Below are 19534 nucleotides of genomic sequence, written 5' to 3'. Positions count from 1 at the left end.
TAAAATGGTGAGTACATACCGAACTGTACAAGAAATGCGCTGCAATCGTCAGGATTCGTAGGTGTAGAAGTAGATGGAGGGACATAGAAGCATGCAGGAATGGAAAGTATCTGGTCAACCGGGTCAGAAGCGGATTGATATTGAAAGCCGGTTTCGCCCGGAAATCGAAGGGTTACGCACGGTAGCTGCCTTACTCGTCGCAATCTATCATATTTGGTTCAATCGTGTCTCAGGAGGTGTCGATGTCTTCTTCGTCATCTCGGGTTTTTTGATCACGACATCGATCATCTCGACAATCAACCGGACAGGGGAGTTCAAATTTCTGCCGTACGTGACAAAGTTGCTGAAACGACTCTTGCCATCCGTTTTGTTCATCTTAGGCGTCGTGTTAGTACTAAGCACATTTTTATTACCGGCATCGATTCTCGGGAAAACAATTCGTGAAGTCGTCGCCTCGATGTTCTTTTATCAAAACTGGCAACTCGCCGTCTCAAGTACGGATTACTTAGACGCGACCCAGATGAAGTCACCCGTCGAACATTTTTGGGCGCTATCGATCCAGTGGCAGTTTTATATGATTTGGTTCGTCTTATTCTCGTTCATCTTATGGATGATGAACACGTATCAGATCCGGTCGATTAAAACCGTTTTAAATGGGTTGCTTGGATTCCTATTCGTCACGTCACTCGCGTACTCAATCTACCTGACAGAAGTCAATCAGCCGTGGGCGTATTTCATTACGCCGACGCGGGTCTGGGAATTTGCCTTAGGTAGTCTGTTATGTGTGAACTTATCGGCGATTCGTGTTCCGAAGTGGATAGCGACGATCATCGGCTGGGTCGGTCTGATTGGCTTGCTGACGACTGGTGTTCTGTTTAACGTCTCGCAAATGTTCCCTGGCTATATCGCACTCTGGCCGATGACGTGCGCCTTGATAATCGTGTTATCAGGAACGCAAGAGACACGATTCGGATTAAAACGATTCCTCGGATCAAAGCCGATGGTCAAACTCGGCGGGATCGCGTTCGGGATTTACCTTTGGCACTGGGTGTTGCTTGAGTTCTATCGCTATAATGTTCAACAAACGCCAGGTCTGCTCGTCGGTACACTGATTATCGTTGCATCGATCGGTTTATCCTACTTGATGACGGAATGGGTTGAAAAACCGATTCGCACTTCGACTGTCAATCGGACAGCGTTCAAGAAGCTAGGTGCGCTGTTGACGGTCAACGTTTTGTTGATTGGATCCTTACTCGGACTCGCTTATATGGAAGAGCAAGAGCTGAAACAAGCTGTCAGCAAGAATAAGTATCCGGGTGCTTTAGCGATCGAACAGACACTGCCTGTACCGAAGCAAGATCCGTTCCCGTCTTATGCGAACGTCTTCAATGACTTACCGCTCGTCCATACGGATGGTAGCAACCAAGGGCTGCAAAAGACGGAAGCGAAAGTCGGCGAATACGGAAAGACGAAGGATTATAAAGCGACGATTGCGCTCGTCGGGAGCTCGCACTCGGAGCAATGGTTCGGTGCATTGCATGAAGCGATTAAAGGAACGGACATCCGTTTACTCAATCTGACTCGTTCAGGAACACGTTTTTCGACCGGCTATGAACCGGATTCCTTAAAAGGGATCTGGAACCAGAATGTCTTGAACTACTTGAAAGATGCTGACGTCGATTTGATCATCTCGCACGTGACTGCAGCAGATGCTTCAAAAGACAGCATTCATCAACAAATGGTCGACCAGATGCAGTTCGTCAAAGACGAGTATGGGATCGATGGTCTAGCACTCCGGGATAATCCACGATACGATTTCAACGTACTCGAGGCGCTCGAGACGACAAGCATCGCGGATACGACGAAACAGATGAATACGCAACCGAACCAAACGGATGAGGCGTACTGGAAACAGTTCGAAAAAACGAACCAGTCGCTCCAAAAGCTGGATTTGACGCGTTACTTCCACGTCAAAGGCGAGTATCGCCCTGTCATCGGCAATGTCGTCATCTATCGTGACAACAGCCATATGACGAATACGTATGCGGAAAGCTTTGCTCCGATGTTCAAGAAAAAGCTCGACGAAGTGCTCGCGGACAAATTAGCGAGTACAACAGCTAACACGAACCAATAGAAATTTAGGGCGTGTCGTGAAGCTTAACGAGGAGGCAATGAAAGAAACCATGGCAAATGTTAAGGCAAAGTTTAATCGGTGTTTAAAACTAATCGAAAAATACCCACAAGCTTTCATAGTGGGGAATGGGTCAACGGAAAATGAGATTCTTGAAGTCGAACATCGTCTTCAGGTCACGTTTCCGCCAATGTACAAAGAATTTCTAAAAAAGTTTAGTTATCTGGCTACGCATGATGAAGAGATCTGGGGAATCAGTCCATCAAACAACCAGTTAGATCTTGTATTTAGACTTGAAAAATATAACAAGGAACTCCGTAGCAAATCTCAAAGTGAAGTTCCTTCACATTTAATCGGAATACAAATGGAAGACTTTAGTTCATCGCTCATTTGTCTAGACTTACAAGCCTTGACCTACAATGATCAAGAGGCAAAAGTATGTTTTTACCCAAGTGATGATGAACCATATTATGCAGATTCCTTTACGGAAAGATTATTTGAAGTGTGTGATAGTGGCGTGTCAACGTATTTAGAGGATATAGAGGACGAATCCTCTACTCCAATCGAAAAGGTGAGTGCGATCAAGACGGAGCATAAGGATATTTATTCCGAAGCAAAAGCATTGATCCATGCACATCCAGAGTTATCTGAGTTTGGAGAAGGGATTTCGGACGCTGAAGTCGAGGTAATTGAAAAAGAGTTAAACGTCACCTTACCTGAAAGTTACGTGACATTCATGAAAGAATTCGGAGGGGGTATCTTTGGAGACAACCAGTTTTTTACGATGTTCAATGATGAATTAGTAAAAACGAATCTCGAATTGTATCATCCAACAGAATTTGAGCATGCTCTTTCAAAACATCTAGTGGCTGTCTATTTTGATGATCTTGAGGAATTTTATGCGTGTCTTGATTTCAAAAATATAGTGAATGGTGAGCCTAAAGTAGTGTATCGAGAAGTGAACGTACCGGAAGAAGACTATGATGATCGTGATGCATTCAAATCGTTCTCCGATTTTCTCTACTACATTATTCAAGACACCGTTGAGGTCAATAGCTGATATCATCCGATCGACTACGTAAATGCTCGATTTTTCCGTCAAACGAATAAGCAACGTAATGAAACGGCTTGAGTCCAGAATTCAAAAGGACTCAAGCCGTTTTCCTATTCTTAGCATCACTTAACGTATGGACCATGCAGAAGGGCTGAACGAAAACACAGAAAAACTCCCTTCAAAATAAACGGTTGAAAGAATGAAACCGTCTGTTTTGAGAGGGAGCGTTTATTCAACAGATTGAAACAATTAAACGGAATAACTGCCGTCCGGTTGCTCACGTAATTCGAGTGCTCCAGTGCGAATCTGTGGATTTGTTCCGAAGTACGCATCGACGACGCGGGAAGCGGCGAAGCCGTCCTCCATCGGACCGTACGTCGCACGGAACGTATCGAGTTGCGCTTGATACATTTTCGTCAGACGCGGAATGTCCGATAAGGCGTGAAGCAAAGCCTCTTCTGTCTCTAAGATGGGTCCCGGAAGATCGTTGTAGTAATCGAGATAGAATCCGCGTAGCGTGTCCCGATAGAGATCAAGGTCATACGCATAGAACATCATCGGTCGATTCATGTTCGCGAAGTCGAAGAAGACAGAGGAATAGTCCGTGATCAGCAGATCCGTGATTAAATACAATTCCTGAATGTCCGGATAGGCTGTCACGTCAATGAATTGTTCCCGGTGCTGTGCCGGAATCTTCGGCTTTTTCGTGACGAGCACGTGCGTCCGAATCAAGAAGACGTACTCATCGCCTAACGCTTCCGCGACACGGTCGAAATCAAACGAATAGTCGAAGTAGAACTTCCCTTTGCCAAGCGATTGATGATCGCGGAAGGTCGGTGCATACAAGATGACTTTTTTGCCTTCCGGCAGTTGCAACTGCGTCCGAATCCGCTCGATCGTTGCCTCATCATTTGCTGTAAAGAAGAGGTCATTTCGCGGATAACCAGATTCGACGACAGGACCGCTATACTGGAATGCACTTCTAAAGATGTTCGTCGCATAAGGACTCGGAGACAAGAGGACGCTCCATTGCGCGATCGAATTCGTCACTCGTTCAACGTAGCCTTCATCCCGTCCATGGATTTCATCTAAGTCGAACAACATCTTCTTCAACGGCGTGCCGTGCCACGTCTGGATGTACGTCGTCTCTTTCCGTCGCGTCATGTAGTGCGGGAAGTTCTGATTGTTGACCCAGAACTTCGCCGTCGCCATGTAATAGAAGTAGGCGGGAGACAGGCGCTTGACGACTTTTGCGTTCGGATCGCTCAGATAGAGCTTTTTGTTATAGATCCAGACGACTTTATAGCCGAGTGCTTGGTTCTTCAGTTCTTCGTAAATGTAACGCGGGCTGTCCGCGTAATGTTTACCGAGACCGCTCTCGAAGACGACGAGTTTCGGGTCGACCGGTAAGACGCGTTGCATGAGTCGGTATCCTGCCTTCATCGTCGGGAAGTAGAACCGGCTCCGACGATAGACCTTAAAGAGGATGTTCGCCGCTTCGTTCGTCTGAATCTTCTCTAAAAGACTCGTCTGCTTCGTATAGTTCGCGATTGTTTGATAGACCTGATCGGAATAGGTCGTATCCGTTTTCGTCAAGAAGACGTCAGCGCGGCGTTTGAATTCGTCATCCATCTCAAAATGACGGCGTGCCGTCGCATCGAGATCCTCGAACAAGTCATCGATCGTCTTTGAGATCCGACCCGGTAATTCGTTTTCGAGATCGAGATACGAACCGAGTGGACCGATGAAGCGTTTCGGGTCGAATTGCAGGTAATGGACCGGTCGTTTCAAGAAACTGAAGTCAAAGGCGACACTCGAGTAGTCGGTCACGAGCAAGAGGCTCTCTTTTAACAACCCTTGGACATCACGTTCGCCTTGATGGATGACCGTGATCGGTAAGTTCTCGAAGTGACTAGAATATTGCTGCATGTTCGGGTGCAGGCAAAGGACGATCTCGAGACGATGTTGTTTTGCGTATGCATGCAGACGCTCACTCGATAGGAACGCTTGGTACTGCTGATAATATTCCGATTCGAAGAACTGGAGTGGCGTCTGTAGCCACGAGCGCCACGTCGGAATGACGAGCATCTGACGTTTGACTGGGACGTCATCATTCAAGAGGGCATCAAAACGAGACAAACCGGTGATTTTGACCTCTCGCTCAGCGTAGCCCATGTCTTGTGTGACAAGTCGTTTCTCACGCTCGGAACTGACGAGGAACAGATCCGTATCGAAGGCAGCGGCGAATTTCCCGTATTGGTCATTCATGTTCTTCGTTCCGAGAACCCCGTGTTGGATGAAGACACGATCTGCCCGCATCTTCCGTTTGAACGGTTCGGACCGGAGCGGATACAAGTATTCCGCATGATGTGTCCCGATGACCTTTTTCGCCATCAACGAGTGATAGATGTGTTCCTTCGATTTGATCGGCAAGACGTTTCCGAGCGGAGCGACTTGTGCGTATTCGTTCGACGTCGGATCGATGACGTAATAGACCGGTCGCTCCGGATAGGTCTCGCGCATGTATTTGAAGAAGTGATACCCGTTGTCCTGCGCTTTATACGGGCGTTCTCCGACGAGCCACGTGTTCTTCTCGGCAAACAGCCGGTAGAGCGGGGCGAACGTCATCAGATGATTCAGATAAGCGTAATTTTCATTCGTAAACTCGGTCATCTCAAACGATAGATTCCGGTGACCGACCGTGTAGTACGGAATGATGTGCATCGTCGACGTATCGTCTTTCCCTAACGCTTCCGGTGTCAATTGACGCGTGATGTACCGGGCACGACCGAGACGGTGTAATTTTGGTTCCGACCGGTGATAGAAGTCGAGCGCGATGAAGGCGTCATAAACCCCTTCTTTTAATTGCGCTGCTTGGTAGAGTTGTGACCAGTGGATCGTCGCCGTGTAGTGATAACGATACAATCCGAATTTCTTCACGCTCGTCTCATTTTGGTACACCCAATCGATTGGGACCGGTACTTGATTGCCACTTTCCCGGTGCACGAGGAGCAATCGTCCCGTCTTGATGAACGCGTGACGCGTAAAGGCTTTCCCGCTGATGATTGTCGTCGCTTTCGTCTCATTGCGGACCGCATCAATCTGAATCTTCGGCTTCATCTGCGGTTCTTTATTCAACAATAGACGCAGGTTACCTTTTAAATCCGTATACAACTGGACGAATTCGTTGGACGTCCCATCCATCAATGGTGCGAGCGGCGCAGAAATCTGCGTATCAACGAAACGTCCTAACAGAATCTTGCGGGTGAAGACGGACGCATCGAGCGTAGCATGACTTGGCAATCCGTCGGACTCCCATTTTTGTAGTTGCTCCGGTGTGAGATGTTCGACTTTTTTCGTGAACGTCAGCCAGAGTGAAAAACGACCGACCGGATAGGCAGTATCTTGATCGGCTTCGACAGACTCGATTTCAACGAGACCATCCTCTTCAACCGTCGGAACGTCCGCATCCTGCATCTGAGCAGCATGTTGACTCAGCTGAGAGACGAGCGTATGCGGCAGTTGGAAAGAGAAGCGATGATTGTGCTGTTGGTTCGGCACTTCAAGGACCGTCTCTTGCAAACGATCGCGAATGAGTAACGACGTGATCGTCAGCAACGGATCGTTTAATTGACCGGATAGCGTATAGTCTGTCGGCGAGGATTGAATCTGTAACGACTCTTTTAACGCCGATCGTTTAAGTTTCTTTGGTTTCTTCGGAAGTACAGTGTGCCCGAATCGGAGCACCCGGAGAACAGATTTAAACAGCATGGAATCAAGGGACCTCCTACTAGGTGATATTTTATGAAAGCGTTATCTTCCATTAGCATTCTATCACAATCAATAACTAAAACATCCCAAATTTTGAAAAACAATACGGACTTTGGTGGATAGACGAAAAAAACCTTCTCACAGAGGAGAAGGTCGATAATGGATTAGTCGAGCTCACTCAAAAGCGTTAGCCAGTTTGTCGTAAAGAGATCATCAGAAAACCGGTCAATCGAGTGCAAGGCGGCTTCTCCCATTTGACGGCGTAGAGCAGGCTGCTCCATCAAGCGGATCGCTGCTGCTGCAAAAGCTGACGTGTCACCGGGTGGAACGATATAACCGGTCGTCCCGTGCGCGATGATTTCACGCGGACCATAACAGATGTCATAGGCGATGACCGGAACACCGTGCCCCATACTCTCAAGGATCGCCATCCCGAACCCTTCGGATTGCGACGTGAAGATCGTCGCGATGGCACCATGATAGGCGTCTTGAATGTTCGTGATGAATCCGTTGAACCGGATTTGTTTCGTCAGTGACAGTTCCTTGATCAAAGCGTGGAGATCCTTTTCGAGCTGATCGTTGTAACCGAAGCCATAGAAATCAAGGAAAGCATTCGGATGCTGGTCGACGATCTTTCGCATGACACGGATACTGGCGGCGACATCCTTTTTGATTTGGATGCGCGAGACGACGATGAACCGATTTGGATCAGGTTCAGGAAGAACCGTATAATCCGCTTCCGGCACCGCACCGACACCGTGTGGAATCGCATGGAACGTCTCCGGATGACCGAACTGATCGGTCATATGTGCTTGTTGCCGAGGGGTTGCCGTGATGACTCGATCCCACTCGTCGATGCGACCGAATAACGTATCCCAGACACCGCTGACCGTTGCCGTCTCGTTGAAGGGGGAGACGAAGTGATTGCTGTGTCCGAAGGCAATTTTTTTGATATTCGGATGCTTGATGTCCAAGATGACTGAGTCTAAATTCTTTTTCGGTAGGTTGGCAAGACGATCCCGGTATTCGGACGAGATCAGGACCGCCTCATGCTGACCTAACAGCTTATTCAAGACGAACGTATTAAAGGTCGCCGGATCATTGAACTGTTTTTCCTGACCGGCTTCGAAATAAAACAGATGACTCCAGTCCGCTGAATTGATTTTATGCCAAATCGTTAAATAACACGTCCCGTCACTATGGAAGAAGGAGCGAGAGACCGGCTTGTTCGACGTAAACGAATACTGGATCGTCTGCACCAACTGGCCGTTATCCAGATATTCTTCGCGGCGCAGGCGATGACGATTCTCTGAAAAATAATCGATGAAGCTGAGCTGATCATTCGCGTCAAACCGGGCGTACTGGACGTATGTACCATTGTCGAACAACCGATACGAATCTTTTTCGGCGCGACTCGCGTCAAGGAACAACGTATACCGCTTTTCCCAGCGTGGAATCAATTCGGCTTTCGAAGAGACGACGGACCGTTTGTCTGCCTGGCGACGTGCTAAAAAATTAATGACGTTGACGACTTGGATGCGAGGATCAAGCAACCGTGCCTCGACCATCTCTTGACGAATCGTTTCAAGATTCGGTTGAATCCCTAACGTCACGAGCGTCACGTTTCGCTCCGGATCAGCCGCGATGATCGCGTTCGCTCGTTTAATGACTGCTTTTGATAAACCGCCACGCTGGGTCGCTAACGTATTCAATGTAAAAAACAAATCTCGTTTCATAGGGCATCTCCTTATATAGCGCTTACACTTTTAATGAGCGTCATGAAATGTGAATCTCTTTAGTGAACCTTGCCCATACTATAGCATACAATGTTGGAATAATAAGGAACCTAGGGATGAAATGAAGATGTCCCTAGGTGTATCGTTAAGCTTCATGAATGGGTTGAATGAATGAACGATTGGCTGTGATGTACGCATCCTGAGCCGTTTTCAAGCGTGGGGTGCCTTTTGATGACAGAACGATCTTCTCAATCGAAAGAACCGTACCCGGTGTATTTTTCGTCGGTAGTTCGTTTTTAAAGTCACGATCAGCATACTGTTTACAAGTCTTTAAAATCCGCACTGTTGTCGGAAGATCAGTCAGGTACGTCTCGTCATCAATCATAGGCGGAAGATGGATGTATTTTTTGTTTGCCGTGACGTAAGCACCGTCAACCGTGACGAGTCGTGGTGTGCCGACCAGTGTCAACTGAAGATCGGAAATCGTCAGCAATTGCCCGACTTCAAGTGCTGTCTGCTTATGCTCGAATTCCAGATCGTCATACAAGAAAGCCTTCTCGAGTACAACGACTTGCGTCGGTGCATCGACATGATACTTCGTCGCATCGATTTTCTGAACAGGTGATCTGGATTCCTCGGGACGAAACTCGACTTTAAGTTGCTGGTAATGCAGATGCATCCCATTGACACTACTCGGTAACGTCATCCGGACGACGAACGGATGATAGTCGTCATGGATCAGCATCAATTGGAATGGATATGAATGTCGTTCGAGTGCCTCCGTCGAAATGAATAATTCAGTCCCTTCGATATGGAACGGAACGGCGGTTTCCGTTGCTTCGTCGTTAGGCGCGATTAAGAGAACTTGATTGACCGAAGCCGTGTCGTCTTTGAGTAATTGTACGACTTCATAGAAGACACCATCAACGAGACGCGTGCCTGCATACGTGGCAAAGAACGGCTCAAGGACAGGTCCGAGATGGTGTAGTGATTCCGGCATTCTATAATAAAGACGGTTCTCCGATACATAGCGCCGGGCTTTATGTTTTTGGACGAGGAGCGTGATGAAGGCGACGAAGCTGTCATAATCTTGTTGCTGCAGCAAAGCGTGCTGCTTTTGGAAGATGTCATCGAAAATGAAATCGACTGGATCTGCACCATGACGTTCAAAGATGGTGATCATTTCACCGAATAAATCAAAGAAAGTCTGCTGTTGCGGATACTCAAGGAACCGTTTGTTGTTGAACAGACGGGATAGGAAATCCATCTCGATCAGACGGCTCAAGGCATGAGTCTTGGCGACTGTCGGAATATCCAGTTCAAGCGTTTTCTCAAGCACCTGTAAATTAAAGGTTGTCTTCTCGAAGATGCTCGTCTGTCCGACTAACGAATCATTCATCGCGAATCGGTTGACGTGATAAACCGGTGCCGGATTCATCGAAGCCGTTTGACATTTGGAGATGGCTTCGAAGAAGAAAAGTTTATCTTCACCGAACTGCATCGGGCTGAACCGGATGTTATGCTCGATCAAGACGGAGCGCTTCAGGATTTTCCCAGGGGGTCCAACCGCGCGAAATACTTTGTCGATTTCATATGGAACAAGCTGATTGGCAGTCGTGAACGATGCGAACCGCCCGACTTTTTGAATCGACGTGTCGGTATGCTTGATCGTTTGACCGAATGCGATATCGGCATCGTTCGAAGCGGCTTGTGCGACGAGCTGAGGGAATCCAACCGGATCGAGGCGGTCATCAGCATCTAAGAACGTGACGTATCTACCTGTCGCCTCTTCGATTCCGACGTTTCGCGGATGGGCAGGACTTCCCGTATTTTCGGGGAGTTCAATGATGCGAATGAAATCCATCGTTTCTGCAGCCGTGTGGAGAATCGATAACGACTCGTCCGTCGAACCGTCATCAACGAAAATCGCTTCCATCGTTGAATGATCAAGCGTGAGTGCCTGAATCGACGCGATACACGTCGAGAGATACGTCGCTTTATTGTATACAGGAATGATGATTGAAACAATTTTTCCTAACATTAATTCCCACCTTAAAGAAAATATTTTAAAAAATACCATTTGAACTGTACCACAAAATGGATACTCTCAAGCGTAAGAAAAGTGAGAAAATACAAAAAAGGACGATGACCCGATCAAAGAAGGGAGTCATCGACCATTTAAACTCGGTCATAAAATATTGAAATTACTTGATTCCAATGTTCTCAAGATACTTTTTTTCAGAGTCATCGATTTTACGGCTGATTTGTTTCGTATACGTCTTCCGCGCGTAAGTAGATCCTTTTTTCTGATAAATGGCTCTTTTTCCTCCAGATGATTGGTCGTAATAGATTTCGATTAAATCTTGATCCTCATAGACGATGACGCCCGTTTCTCCAGAATTTCGCTTTAGTTGTCGTTCAACCTGTTGCTGCTTCAAGTATTGATTTTCAGATTTGAAGACTTGATCGATGGCTGCATCATATTTCTGTTTTGCTTTCTCACTCGTCGTATTTCCGTCTTGATCGTAATCGCTACATCCTGCTAGGCAGACGATCGAAAAAAGGAGGAAAGATAAAAGTTTGATTTTCAAGAACGAACACCTCCGAAGTACACGTTTTGTATTACCGATAGTGTACATCAAGGCAACCCTTCATATGTAACGTACTTGAGAAATAGGGAAGTGCCTTAGAGTGGGCATGTTATAGTTCAATCGCATCGATGACGCCTTCAGGATACTCCCAGACGTTTCCTTCGATGAGCCATTGGTGGTGGCAGTTCGGGCAAGCGACTTCCGAAGAGAAGTCATACTGGATTTCAACACCTAAGCGCCGCTCCTCGTGCGATACACTATGTAAATCTTCAATGAGAATCTCATCCTTGAATTTCTCACGACAACGTGGGCATTTGAATTTCGAATAATGACTGATGACCGTATCCATTCGATTCAACTCCTAAATAAAGAATTAGTATCGTATACATTATAATGATAACGCTTACATAAAAGCATTTTAATTTTGAATTGTAATCAAAATGGAATATATCAACTGAATTGGATTTTAAATTATGAAAGATTTGCCTTTGCGAATGGACAGAGAAAGAATACTTATTCACAAATAAATAAAAATTCCCATAAATGGTTATGGCTTTTATAATGAAGTAGAGAAATTGATTTTTAAGAAAACAACTACTGATGAGAAATTATGAGATTCATCGACTTATTATATAAAAGGATTGTGTGACAATATGCAACTCATCAAACCAATGAACGGTCAGAATCATTTTTGGCTGTTCGAAAAGGATGGACGGACACTCTACACGTTTCACGGCATCATGGGAGAGAGATTGAAAGAACCAATGAGTGAGCAAAAGTTCTCGCGCTTTTTTAATCTGGATGCCTACATTCGAGAGCTCGTAGCGGAGAAAGAAAAGGACGGATACTCGGTCGTTCAAGAAGCGGATTACCACGAAGTTGTCGTCGAGATCTTTTGTCAGGATACAGAGTATGACGTCATCTTTGAGCGTCGTTCGAGCATTGAAGAAGACCTCAACGGTTTTCTTTTTGAAATCGGCAACGGGTATTTTGTTGAAGATGAGTATGGTCCAGAAGCGATCGAATTCGTCCTTCATATCTTGGAGCCGTCCTATATCGTTGAACCCATTATTGATTATTTTAAAAAGCAGTATGGCGTGACGCGGCTTAGGATGGGACAGGCAAAAGTTCATTATGGCAGACGATTGACTGGGCTTTATCCCACAGGCAAGAACTTTAACCGAAAAAATTAAACACAAAATGTACAAGGAGGAGTCACATAGATGACATATCAAATCGGTTTACCAGGCGTCACAGAAGAGAGATTACAAGAGGTAGAAGCAGAACTCGGCTTCAAGCTTCCGAAAGAACTACGAAATAGGTACAAGCACGAAAACAAATTCAGCATCGGCGAATGGGAGTTTCATCCGATCAAGGACGAACAATATATCAAGCGGACATGGGACGACCTTGTTCGTGTTAACACGACGTATACGGACGACTATCCATCCGGTTTCTTACGAATTGCCAGTGACGGAACAGGTGACGAACTCGGATACCAACTCCCGGACACAGAGACAATCGTCTTATGGGATCATGAGGAACAAGAGCTGTTTCCAATAGCACCGACACTTAAAATGTTTATAAATAAGGAACAGAGTGCGGAACAAGCAGAACTTTTCTTAGAGACGGTTCTTGAAACGGGAGCTGTCTATGGTCTATCAAAATTTGAACAGTCGGGCTGGGCCTATTGTCCGTCGAATCAAGACGAGACAGACGTGCTGTTATTCTTTTCGACGGAAGCAGGGGCGAAGGCGTTACAGACGAAGGAATGGTCGGACTATCATCTGATTCGCTTAGACCTGGATTTGTTCATGAATGGTTGGTTGACGAACATGATTGACGACGGTCTGCATTGTGGCTTGGATTGGGGACCGGAGCTCGTCGGACTTGAGCTGGATCCAGAAGATGTCCTAGCAGATCTGGAGGGTTAACATGATTCGGACGCTTCGTAAACAAGTCGATGGAATGACGTCCGTTTGGCTCATCTATCGCGACGGACGAAAATTGTATACGTATCACGGTGTTATGAACGAGATTCATCAGGACAATATGAAACAAGCGATGGAAGAGCGCTACTTGTTCCGATATCAAGCGAAACGTCGGATAAATACGTGGATTTCGGAGAAACAGGCAGAAGGTTACATGTTCGAAGACGTATTCGGACTGACACCGAACAACAAGAAAAGACAGACGTTCAAGCGTCGAATGATCGGACTCGCGTCTCTGCTGATTAGTGTCGGTTTGTTTCTGGTGGTGATGCCTTTTCTCGTCTCTCCAAGTATCATCGCAGTGCTTGCGTTACTTCAAATGGGAATGGTCGTTTTCAGTAAAGACTATTTACCGGGCTGGCTACGCACGGTTTGTTTCATCAGTTGCTGTGTCATGAACGTTGAATACCGAGAGGGACTATATGCTGGTTTCGCGATTGGAACAGGTACACTCCTGTTGTTTTATGTCCAAAACAGATACAATCAAACGGATTTTCTGGCGGAACAGCCGAACCATGATTCTATTTAAAAAACTCCTACAGAAGACCAATTCAATTGATAAGGATGATAATTAAATGATTGTCACGCTCAGTAAACAAGTGGATGGCATCATCTATTTCTGGCTCATGTACCGGGATGGTCGAACAATCCAGATGTATCACGGTGTCACCGAACAATGGAAACTCGATCAGGATGTCAGTGATTCAATTGAAGAACGCTATACATTTCGGCGTCAAGCTAAACGACGACTGAAGGAATTGATTGCTGAGAAACAGGCTGAAGGATACAGGCAGGATGATATTTACGGGATGCAACCCGGACGGAAAGAGCGTGAGAAATTTCGCCGCCGGACGTCGTGGCTCGCTTATCTTCTTCTGGGTCTCGGTCTGTTCCAGTTAGTGACACCGTTCACTATATTACCGTTTGTTGTATTAGGTATCGGTATCACTCTGATGTTCTTAGCGTTTCTTAGTAAAGATCAGTTTCCGATGTGGCTACGTGTCATCTGTTTCGTCGATTATTTCTTAATGCATGTCAGTTTTCGGCAAGAGCAATATATCCCGCATCTATTTCCGATTTTATCAATTGGAACAGGATTGATGCTTTTATTATATCTTCGAAGCAAGCACAAACGTAAACTCGAGAACAACTTTAATGATGGAGATGGCTACATATAAACGAAAGAAAGAAATAAGAGACACATTTAAAGGACTATCCTGATTAGAATTTCAATGCACAAAAGAATGTGAGGAAGAAGATAATCTTATGAAAATAATCTATTCCCGTGAAGACTTACTCGCACTCGAGGATCCCTTTGAATATGAGGTTGGATTGCCAATCCGCATCAGAGAATTTCCGGCTTCCGTCATCGAAGAGGAGCTTCCGGATAGCCGCGAACAATTAGATTGCCTTCTGAAAGAGGGCTATACCTTGGTCATTCAAAAACCGCGAATTCCAAACCCTCCCGTATTCGCAGGGTTATCCGTGATAGCGGAGAACACGGTCATGAAATTATATGTCTACGAGGCGAATCATTGTGAGGATGCGTTATGGGATGTTCTGTCCGAGAATGAATACAATCAGCACTGGGCATATTTTTTACTGAAGAAAATCGAAGATGTCAGATTCGAATTGCCTTATACGAATGAAGCTCAAATTGCGCTGAAACTGTCTAATCTCAAAACAAATGAACTCGTACATCTACGATTTGAAACCAATCAAAGCGTAACGTGTCAATGGGAATGAAAAAGGAGATACTTCATGAAAACGTATCTTGAAGAGCATAGCGATGCGACACGCATCTTTCCATGGCTTGCGGATGCGAGTTCATCAATTCGCTGTCTATGTGCAGTCGGTGAGATGCTTTTGTTTCCAGAAGACATCGTCCAATTCAAACAAATCAGTAGTGAGATGTTCCGTGACAAGCTAGCGAAAAAGCATGCGCTGAGCACGTATCGCTTTTATGTAGTAGTGTGTGTCGGAAATGAGTTTCAGTCCAAAAGAATCTTTGATTATTACAAGCTGTGGCGTCTACTCGAACGAGAAGAAATGCTCGAGGGCTTCATCTCTCGAATAGAAGTACCGGTCCAAGTTGGCAAAGAACCGTACTACGTTGGGATTGCTGAATTTGGCATCGAACAGCTCACAACAGTCATCGAGATGATTAGTGACTCACCAGCTATGTATACCATTATTTGTGCAAATCATGATCGACCGTCACACTGTCAGGAGCTACTTGATCAGGTGCTCGACATCGGCTTAACAGGAAGTGGAGGTTTGCCAGTCGTCGAGATGGTCACGACACTGACCGCACAAGGTTATGCCATCTGCACGTGGGGAAGTTCGAGTGAAGAACAGGAACTACAGTGTTTTTATACGGCAACCTTCTTATAACAATGTAGAAAGAAGGAATTCGATGAGTCTGCGTGGCGTATCGTTTGAAATTCCGAATGAACCGGGACGTGTCTTGCTCGACATATTAAGTGCGATCGAGATGAAAGCGTATGACTGGTTTCTTCGTAACTTTGATTTTCCGATCCAAACCATGGACGGGGACTTGTATGACAGTTTAGAAGAGTTTTCAATCGATCAGAAAGCGACAGGACATGAACTAGCGAAATGGCTAAGGGGACCAAGCAATTACCTGATCTTTGCTGAATTGTTTGCATTTCAAAGTGGTCAGACTGAAGAAGTAGGAATGACGTATGAGTGGTTTCAGAAAAGCAATTGTCACATCGCGATTTTGGTGTATGACTGCACGTACGTCGATATCTATTGTAAGGAGCAGCACGTATCTGAAGCATTTTATGAGAACGCCGTGAGACGTGGATATACCGGAATCGAATGGGTGACCGATGATAATGATCCTCGGACTCGTTTGTCGGTATGGGCAGAATAAGACACTGTTCAGACGAACAGATGTAAACGCTCAGCGTTTAAGACAAGAGGGATGAACTGCTGAGTATTAATGAAGGAGAGAAAAATCATGAATCAAGAGATGGAAGAATTCGTTCAAGCGGTCCATCGGACGGTCGTTCAGGACGGTATGGCAGATTATAAGGACATCTATGAAGAAGAAGTCGATCCAAACGTCAATGAATATACGGCCTGCATCGCGTTTTACCAACAGTCGAGCGAAGCGGATCAAAAACGAATGAGACAGATGATTGAACAGACGATCATCGATACGGTTTCCCATGTATTTAGTATCATCGATGGGAGTTCAGGACTAAATGGATCTGCGCTTGAAGCGAAACTGGCACTTGTCCGAGTTGACGAAGCAGGAGATCCGGTCGATACCGTAGAGACAGATGGTGCATTGCAAGATACGTTTTTAGGCTACATAGAAGATCGTGACTTGAACGCATTGTGATGGAGGGAGCGGAAACCACTCATGATTCAACTGACAAAACAAAACGGCTCGGATACGCTCTACCAAACAATCTATACAGAGGGACGCCTCATCGTTCAACATCAAGGAATCGTTGGAGCGTGGGTGAAAGCAGAAAACGTAAAGCAAATGCGCGTCTCGCGCTTCAAACGATTAGGTGTACAGATATTGCAGCTGATCGAGAAGTTTGAACATCAAGGCTATCGCGAGCTGAACGAGACCGATTATACGGAACTGGTTGTCCAGTTTTCTTATGAAAAGGATCAGGAAGAAACAGCGCTCGAGCGACGTCACATGATGGAAGAAGTAATCAATGATGGTTTGCTTCACACGGGGAACGGCTACTGCGAAGGGGGAGATGTCGGCAGTGGTACGACGAATATCTTTTACCATGTCCTTGATGTCAAGACAGCCATTACACTAATTTTTGAAGAAATGAAAGCACGCGATGTACAAGACGAACCAAAAATTGCAGTACAAGAAGGAGCAGCGTACACCGTTCTATATCCTCAAGGAGCGACGTTCGATTTGATTGGTGAAGGTAAACCATGGAGCTGGATTCCGATGACGCAAGCGGAGGACGAGAAGATATGGCACGTCATTGATCAACAATTTCAATTCGCACCCAGTACGACAGTTTTCCCCTCATACCATGCCCCGAGTCCGTTCATTACATACGAAGTGGATTATGAGAAACGCGAAGAAATCGAACGAGAACTAGGACGTATTTTGATCGAGCTAACTGTTGAAGGAGAACGCGTCATGGCGCTCGATTGGAATCATCAAGGGTATTGGATCGACCCAAGACGTCCGTTTCTTCGCAATGAAGAAGGAGACTGGATGATTCCAGCAGTTCCAGATGGCGATTACTCCTTTTTCATCGCTCGTGATTTTCGCTGGGGATATCTCGGTCACCCGTGGGAGGGTAGCATCACGTTGTTTGGAGAAGATCTGATTTCTGCGTTCCAAGGGACGGAGAGTTTTACGAATGAAATCCGAAGAGGGTGAGTAAGATGAAAATGACATTTCGACGAAACGACTGGATCGATGTGTTCCGGGAACTGCTACCACGCGACGATTGGCAAGACCTCGTCCGTCTTCAAGTGAGTCAGCATTCGTATCCATTTGAAGTAAAGTTTCTGGAACGACCACTCAAGCAGAATCCACATATCGACGATTTTTCAGATTGGACGGTCCGATCTCACATGATTATGACCGACGACTCACAGCTTGAAAGATTTCTCGAACACCTTGTCATCGAACAGCAGGAAATGGCGACTAAAGCAGAAGTGACGCTCATTATCCAAAAACAAGGACAAGGAATCGTCCGAGTCACGAACGATTGTGTCTCGATGTATGGAGTCGCATATGAAGAGCTCGATAATGCAGGGACAGAATATGAGAACTTTTTCGATGCGATTTTACCGCATGCCACGTTTCCGGTCGAAGTCGTTTTTTGTGGTCGGGATGTTTTAGAAAATGATGATTCGATTCACGTGATGACGTTGCACGATTCCAATTGGCAAGCGGTGTTGGAAGAACATGTATTGCATTTTCTGAATCGCAAGGAAGTGACGTCAGGATTATTTTCGAAAGATGCACGTCCCGCACGGCAAACGCTTGAGGACTTCATGTCTGAATTTTCATTATTGATGCCCTATAACTTCATCGTGACCCGCGATGCAACAAATCGATTTGGCATGCTCGATCACTTTTGTACGAATGGAAAGATCGCGCATTTTGGGAAAATGGACAATCGAAAGACGTTTTTCAACTAACGATGGAAACATCATACATAAGGAGGAAGCACAATGAGCTTAGCATCATATATTTGTATGGAGAGACAAATTCCTGAACAGTATCTCAATTTAGATGAAAAAGATGAAACTGTTCCTTTATATATCGGTCCCTGTTTTGCGGATGAAGACTGTCTGTATGAAGTAAAAACGAAGCATTTTCATAAATGGTATGTATATGAAATTTCGAGTCACTGGGGCATCGAGATCGTTGAACCTTTTGATTCCGAAATTGCACTGGAATCGAAAGAAAAGCTGCGTTATTTGTTTACGCTCATGAACGAGTTCTTAGACGAGGGTGAATCGTTTGAATTGTATACCTGTTGGATTGGGGAAGAATCCGATCCGCAAGTGAAAAGTATGAAGTTATCATTGGCACTTGATCAGTTAGAAGACATTGAGATTCCTGAAAGAACGCATATTTTGATCACGAAACAGAGTGAAAACTAAAAAGCCGCTGCTCCACAGCGGCTTCAGTTTATTTGGTTCACTCTTGTGCATAGACGATGTCTGCGATGGCATGGACCTGAGCAAGCGTCATTTCGGAATAGAATTCGATCGACAAAGGATGATCAGTCGGCTCGAGTTCAAAGAAAGGAAGTTGACCGGTTCCTTCATCATGGACCATCACTTTTAAGTTGACGGTATCCGGGTAAGCGGGTAGATCGCTTGAAAACCAGCCGAACATCGGCTCCTCAATCCGAGAACGTTTTTTCTCGATGAAGCGAGCGAAGTTATCAGGACTCAGGCTCACCCATGCAATCCACCAGAAGGGTTCGTCTTGTCCAGCAATCGGGAGTTCAAGAATGCCCTTCACGAAATAATGCGGACCGTCCAGTTCTAAGACACACCACGTATCATGCATCTCGCTTTTCGTTTCTTGCTCTTTCTCAGACATTTGTTCGTAGTAGACCGGTCCGAGTGTTTCATATTCAGTCGGGAGTTCGTCGTGGCGTTCGCCACAGATGGCGCAAGGCAGAAGTTTTTTCATTGGAATCACCTCTAAGTTGGATTATGTATGTCTCGTTGTCGAACGCTAGGAGAGAGCATACTTATAGTGTAACATCCGTTGA

At 45.8% G+C, this 19534-nt stretch carries 19 protein-coding genes; 13 read left to right on the top strand and 6 right to left on the bottom strand.

Going from position 1 to position 19534, the window contains the following annotated elements:
* Positions 1-91 precede the first annotated feature (91 nt).
* Positions 92-2134, top strand: a complete 2043-nt coding sequence (locus KNQ06_RS07970) for an acyltransferase family protein (protein ID WP_215147870.1) — start codon at positions 92-94, stop codon at positions 2132-2134.
* 37 nt (positions 2135-2171) lie between these two features.
* On the top strand, positions 2172-3191 hold the full coding sequence (locus KNQ06_RS07965; RefSeq protein ID WP_215147868.1) for an SMI1/KNR4 family protein: 1020 nt from the start codon (positions 2172-2174) through the stop codon (positions 3189-3191).
* Positions 3192-3434: 243 nt separating this feature from the next.
* On the opposite strand, the gene KNQ06_RS07960 is transcribed toward KNQ06_RS07965, so the two are convergent.
* The 5 genes from KNQ06_RS07960 to KNQ06_RS07940 all read right to left on the bottom strand — a co-directional run bounded on the left by KNQ06_RS07960 (position 3435) and on the right by KNQ06_RS07940 (position 11632).
* Positions 3435-6956, bottom strand: a complete 3522-nt coding sequence (locus tag KNQ06_RS07960) for a CDP-glycerol glycerophosphotransferase family protein (protein WP_215147866.1) — start codon at positions 6954-6956, stop codon at positions 3435-3437.
* 164 nt (positions 6957-7120) lie between these two features.
* On the bottom strand, positions 7121-8692 hold the full coding sequence (locus KNQ06_RS07955) for a glycosyltransferase (protein WP_149427194.1): 1572 nt from the start codon (positions 8690-8692) through the stop codon (positions 7121-7123).
* Positions 8693-8837: 145 nt separating this feature from the next.
* Entirely contained in the window at positions 8838-10733 is a 1896-nt protein-coding gene (locus KNQ06_RS07950; RefSeq protein ID WP_215147864.1) for a glycosyltransferase family 2 protein, read from the bottom strand.
* A gap of 163 nt (positions 10734-10896) precedes the next feature.
* The gene (locus KNQ06_RS07945; RefSeq protein ID WP_215147862.1) at positions 10897-11283 is read right to left on the bottom strand and encodes a hypothetical protein; all 387 of its coding nucleotides are present in this window, start codon (positions 11281-11283) and stop codon (positions 10897-10899) included.
* Positions 11284-11392: 109 nt separating this feature from the next.
* Positions 11393-11632 carry a hypothetical protein gene (locus KNQ06_RS07940; protein WP_047395737.1) on the bottom strand — a complete coding sequence of 80 codons (240 nt, stop codon included), beginning with the start codon at positions 11630-11632 and terminating at the stop codon, positions 11393-11395.
* Between the two features lie 304 nt (positions 11633-11936).
* Here KNQ06_RS07940 and KNQ06_RS07935 point away from each other — a divergent pair, with 304 nt between their 5' ends.
* The 11 genes from KNQ06_RS07935 (at position 11937) to KNQ06_RS07885 (ending at position 18911) form a co-directional block, all read left to right on the top strand.
* Positions 11937-12476, top strand: a complete 540-nt coding sequence (locus KNQ06_RS07935) for a hypothetical protein (protein WP_215147860.1) — start codon at positions 11937-11939, stop codon at positions 12474-12476.
* Positions 12477-12506: 30 nt separating this feature from the next.
* Positions 12507-13217 carry a DUF2750 domain-containing protein gene (locus tag KNQ06_RS07930; protein WP_215147858.1) on the top strand — a complete coding sequence of 237 codons (711 nt, stop codon included), beginning with the start codon at positions 12507-12509 and terminating at the stop codon, positions 13215-13217.
* A 1-nt stretch (position 13218) separates the two neighbouring features.
* Positions 13219-13803 (top strand): hypothetical protein, encoded by a 585-nt coding sequence (locus KNQ06_RS07925; protein WP_215147856.1) that lies wholly within the window; start codon positions 13219-13221, stop codon positions 13801-13803.
* Between the two features lie 46 nt (positions 13804-13849).
* A complete protein-coding gene (locus tag KNQ06_RS07920) occupies positions 13850-14452 on the top strand; it encodes a hypothetical protein (protein ID WP_215147854.1) in 603 nt (200 codons plus the stop codon).
* A gap of 88 nt (positions 14453-14540) precedes the next feature.
* Complete coding sequence (locus tag KNQ06_RS07915; protein WP_215147852.1) at positions 14541-15020, top strand: hypothetical protein; 480 nt, start codon at positions 14541-14543, stop codon at positions 15018-15020.
* Positions 15021-15035: 15 nt separating this feature from the next.
* Complete coding sequence (locus KNQ06_RS07910; protein ID WP_215147850.1) at positions 15036-15668, top strand: hypothetical protein; 633 nt, start codon at positions 15036-15038, stop codon at positions 15666-15668.
* 22 nt (positions 15669-15690) lie between these two features.
* A complete protein-coding gene (locus KNQ06_RS07905; protein ID WP_215147847.1) occupies positions 15691-16173 on the top strand; it encodes a DUF2691 family protein in 483 nt (160 codons plus the stop codon).
* 87 nt (positions 16174-16260) lie between these two features.
* Positions 16261-16647, top strand: coding sequence for a hypothetical protein (locus KNQ06_RS07900; RefSeq protein ID WP_215147846.1), 387 nt, complete (start codon positions 16261-16263; stop codon positions 16645-16647).
* Between the two features lie 21 nt (positions 16648-16668).
* Positions 16669-17673: a DUF2716 domain-containing protein gene (locus KNQ06_RS16995; protein ID WP_251133496.1), complete on the top strand. Its 1005-nt coding sequence runs from the start codon at positions 16669-16671 to the stop codon at positions 17671-17673.
* A gap of 5 nt (positions 17674-17678) precedes the next feature.
* The gene (locus KNQ06_RS07890) at positions 17679-18443 is read left to right on the top strand and encodes a hypothetical protein (RefSeq protein WP_251133495.1); all 765 of its coding nucleotides are present in this window, start codon (positions 17679-17681) and stop codon (positions 18441-18443) included.
* Between the two features lie 33 nt (positions 18444-18476).
* Entirely contained in the window at positions 18477-18911 is a 435-nt protein-coding gene (locus tag KNQ06_RS07885; RefSeq protein WP_064300025.1) for a hypothetical protein, read from the top strand.
* A gap of 37 nt (positions 18912-18948) precedes the next feature.
* Here the strand turns inward: KNQ06_RS07885 and KNQ06_RS07880 are convergent, their stop codons facing one another.
* Positions 18949-19452, bottom strand: coding sequence for a DUF2199 domain-containing protein (locus KNQ06_RS07880; RefSeq protein ID WP_215147845.1), 504 nt, complete (start codon positions 19450-19452; stop codon positions 18949-18951).
* Positions 19453-19534 lie beyond the last annotated feature (82 nt).

It is taken from the genome of Exiguobacterium sp. s91, assembly GCF_018618915.1.
GTDB classification, from domain to species: Bacteria; Bacillota; Bacilli; order Exiguobacteriales; family Exiguobacteriaceae; genus Exiguobacterium_A; species Exiguobacterium_A abrahamii.
The sequence above is the reverse complement of the archived record's forward strand: the minus strand, read 5'-3'. Positions and strand labels throughout refer to the sequence as shown.

Bases quoted from the DNA above. Each gene is read 5' to 3' on its own strand.
- KNQ06_RS07905 (WP_215147847.1), top strand. From the start codon at position 15,691: ATGAGTCTGCGTGGCGTATCGTTTGAAATTCCGAATGAACCGGGACGT.
- KNQ06_RS07960 (WP_215147866.1), bottom strand. From the start codon at position 6,956: ATGCTGTTTAAATCTGTTCTCCGGGTGCTCCGATTCGGGCACACTGTA.
- KNQ06_RS07965 (WP_215147868.1), top strand. From the start codon at position 2,172: ATGAAAGAAACCATGGCAAATGTTAAGGCAAAGTTTAATCGGTGTTTA.
- KNQ06_RS07920 (WP_215147854.1), top strand. From the start codon at position 13,850: ATGATTGTCACGCTCAGTAAACAAGTGGATGGCATCATCTATTTCTGG.
- KNQ06_RS07925 (WP_215147856.1), top strand. From the start codon at position 13,219: ATGATTCGGACGCTTCGTAAACAAGTCGATGGAATGACGTCCGTTTGG.
- KNQ06_RS07940 (WP_047395737.1), bottom strand. From the start codon at position 11,632: ATGGATACGGTCATCAGTCATTATTCGAAATTCAAATGCCCACGTTGT.
- KNQ06_RS07900 (WP_215147846.1), top strand. From the start codon at position 16,261: ATGAATCAAGAGATGGAAGAATTCGTTCAAGCGGTCCATCGGACGGTC.
- KNQ06_RS07935 (WP_215147860.1), top strand. From the start codon at position 11,937: ATGCAACTCATCAAACCAATGAACGGTCAGAATCATTTTTGGCTGTTC.
- KNQ06_RS16995 (WP_251133496.1), top strand. From the start codon at position 16,669: ATGATTCAACTGACAAAACAAAACGGCTCGGATACGCTCTACCAAACA.
- KNQ06_RS07885 (WP_064300025.1), top strand. From the start codon at position 18,477: ATGAGCTTAGCATCATATATTTGTATGGAGAGACAAATTCCTGAACAG.
- KNQ06_RS07970 (WP_215147870.1), top strand. From the start codon at position 92: ATGCAGGAATGGAAAGTATCTGGTCAACCGGGTCAGAAGCGGATTGAT.
- KNQ06_RS07880 (WP_215147845.1), bottom strand. From the start codon at position 19,452: ATGAAAAAACTTCTGCCTTGCGCCATCTGTGGCGAACGCCACGACGAA.
- KNQ06_RS07910 (WP_215147850.1), top strand. From the start codon at position 15,036: ATGAAAACGTATCTTGAAGAGCATAGCGATGCGACACGCATCTTTCCA.
- KNQ06_RS07915 (WP_215147852.1), top strand. From the start codon at position 14,541: ATGAAAATAATCTATTCCCGTGAAGACTTACTCGCACTCGAGGATCCC.
- KNQ06_RS07890 (WP_251133495.1), top strand. From the start codon at position 17,679: ATGAAAATGACATTTCGACGAAACGACTGGATCGATGTGTTCCGGGAA.
- KNQ06_RS07955 (WP_149427194.1), bottom strand. From the start codon at position 8,692: ATGAAACGAGATTTGTTTTTTACATTGAATACGTTAGCGACCCAGCGT.
- KNQ06_RS07950 (WP_215147864.1), bottom strand. From the start codon at position 10,733: ATGTTAGGAAAAATTGTTTCAATCATCATTCCTGTATACAATAAAGCG.
- KNQ06_RS07930 (WP_215147858.1), top strand. From the start codon at position 12,507: ATGACATATCAAATCGGTTTACCAGGCGTCACAGAAGAGAGATTACAA.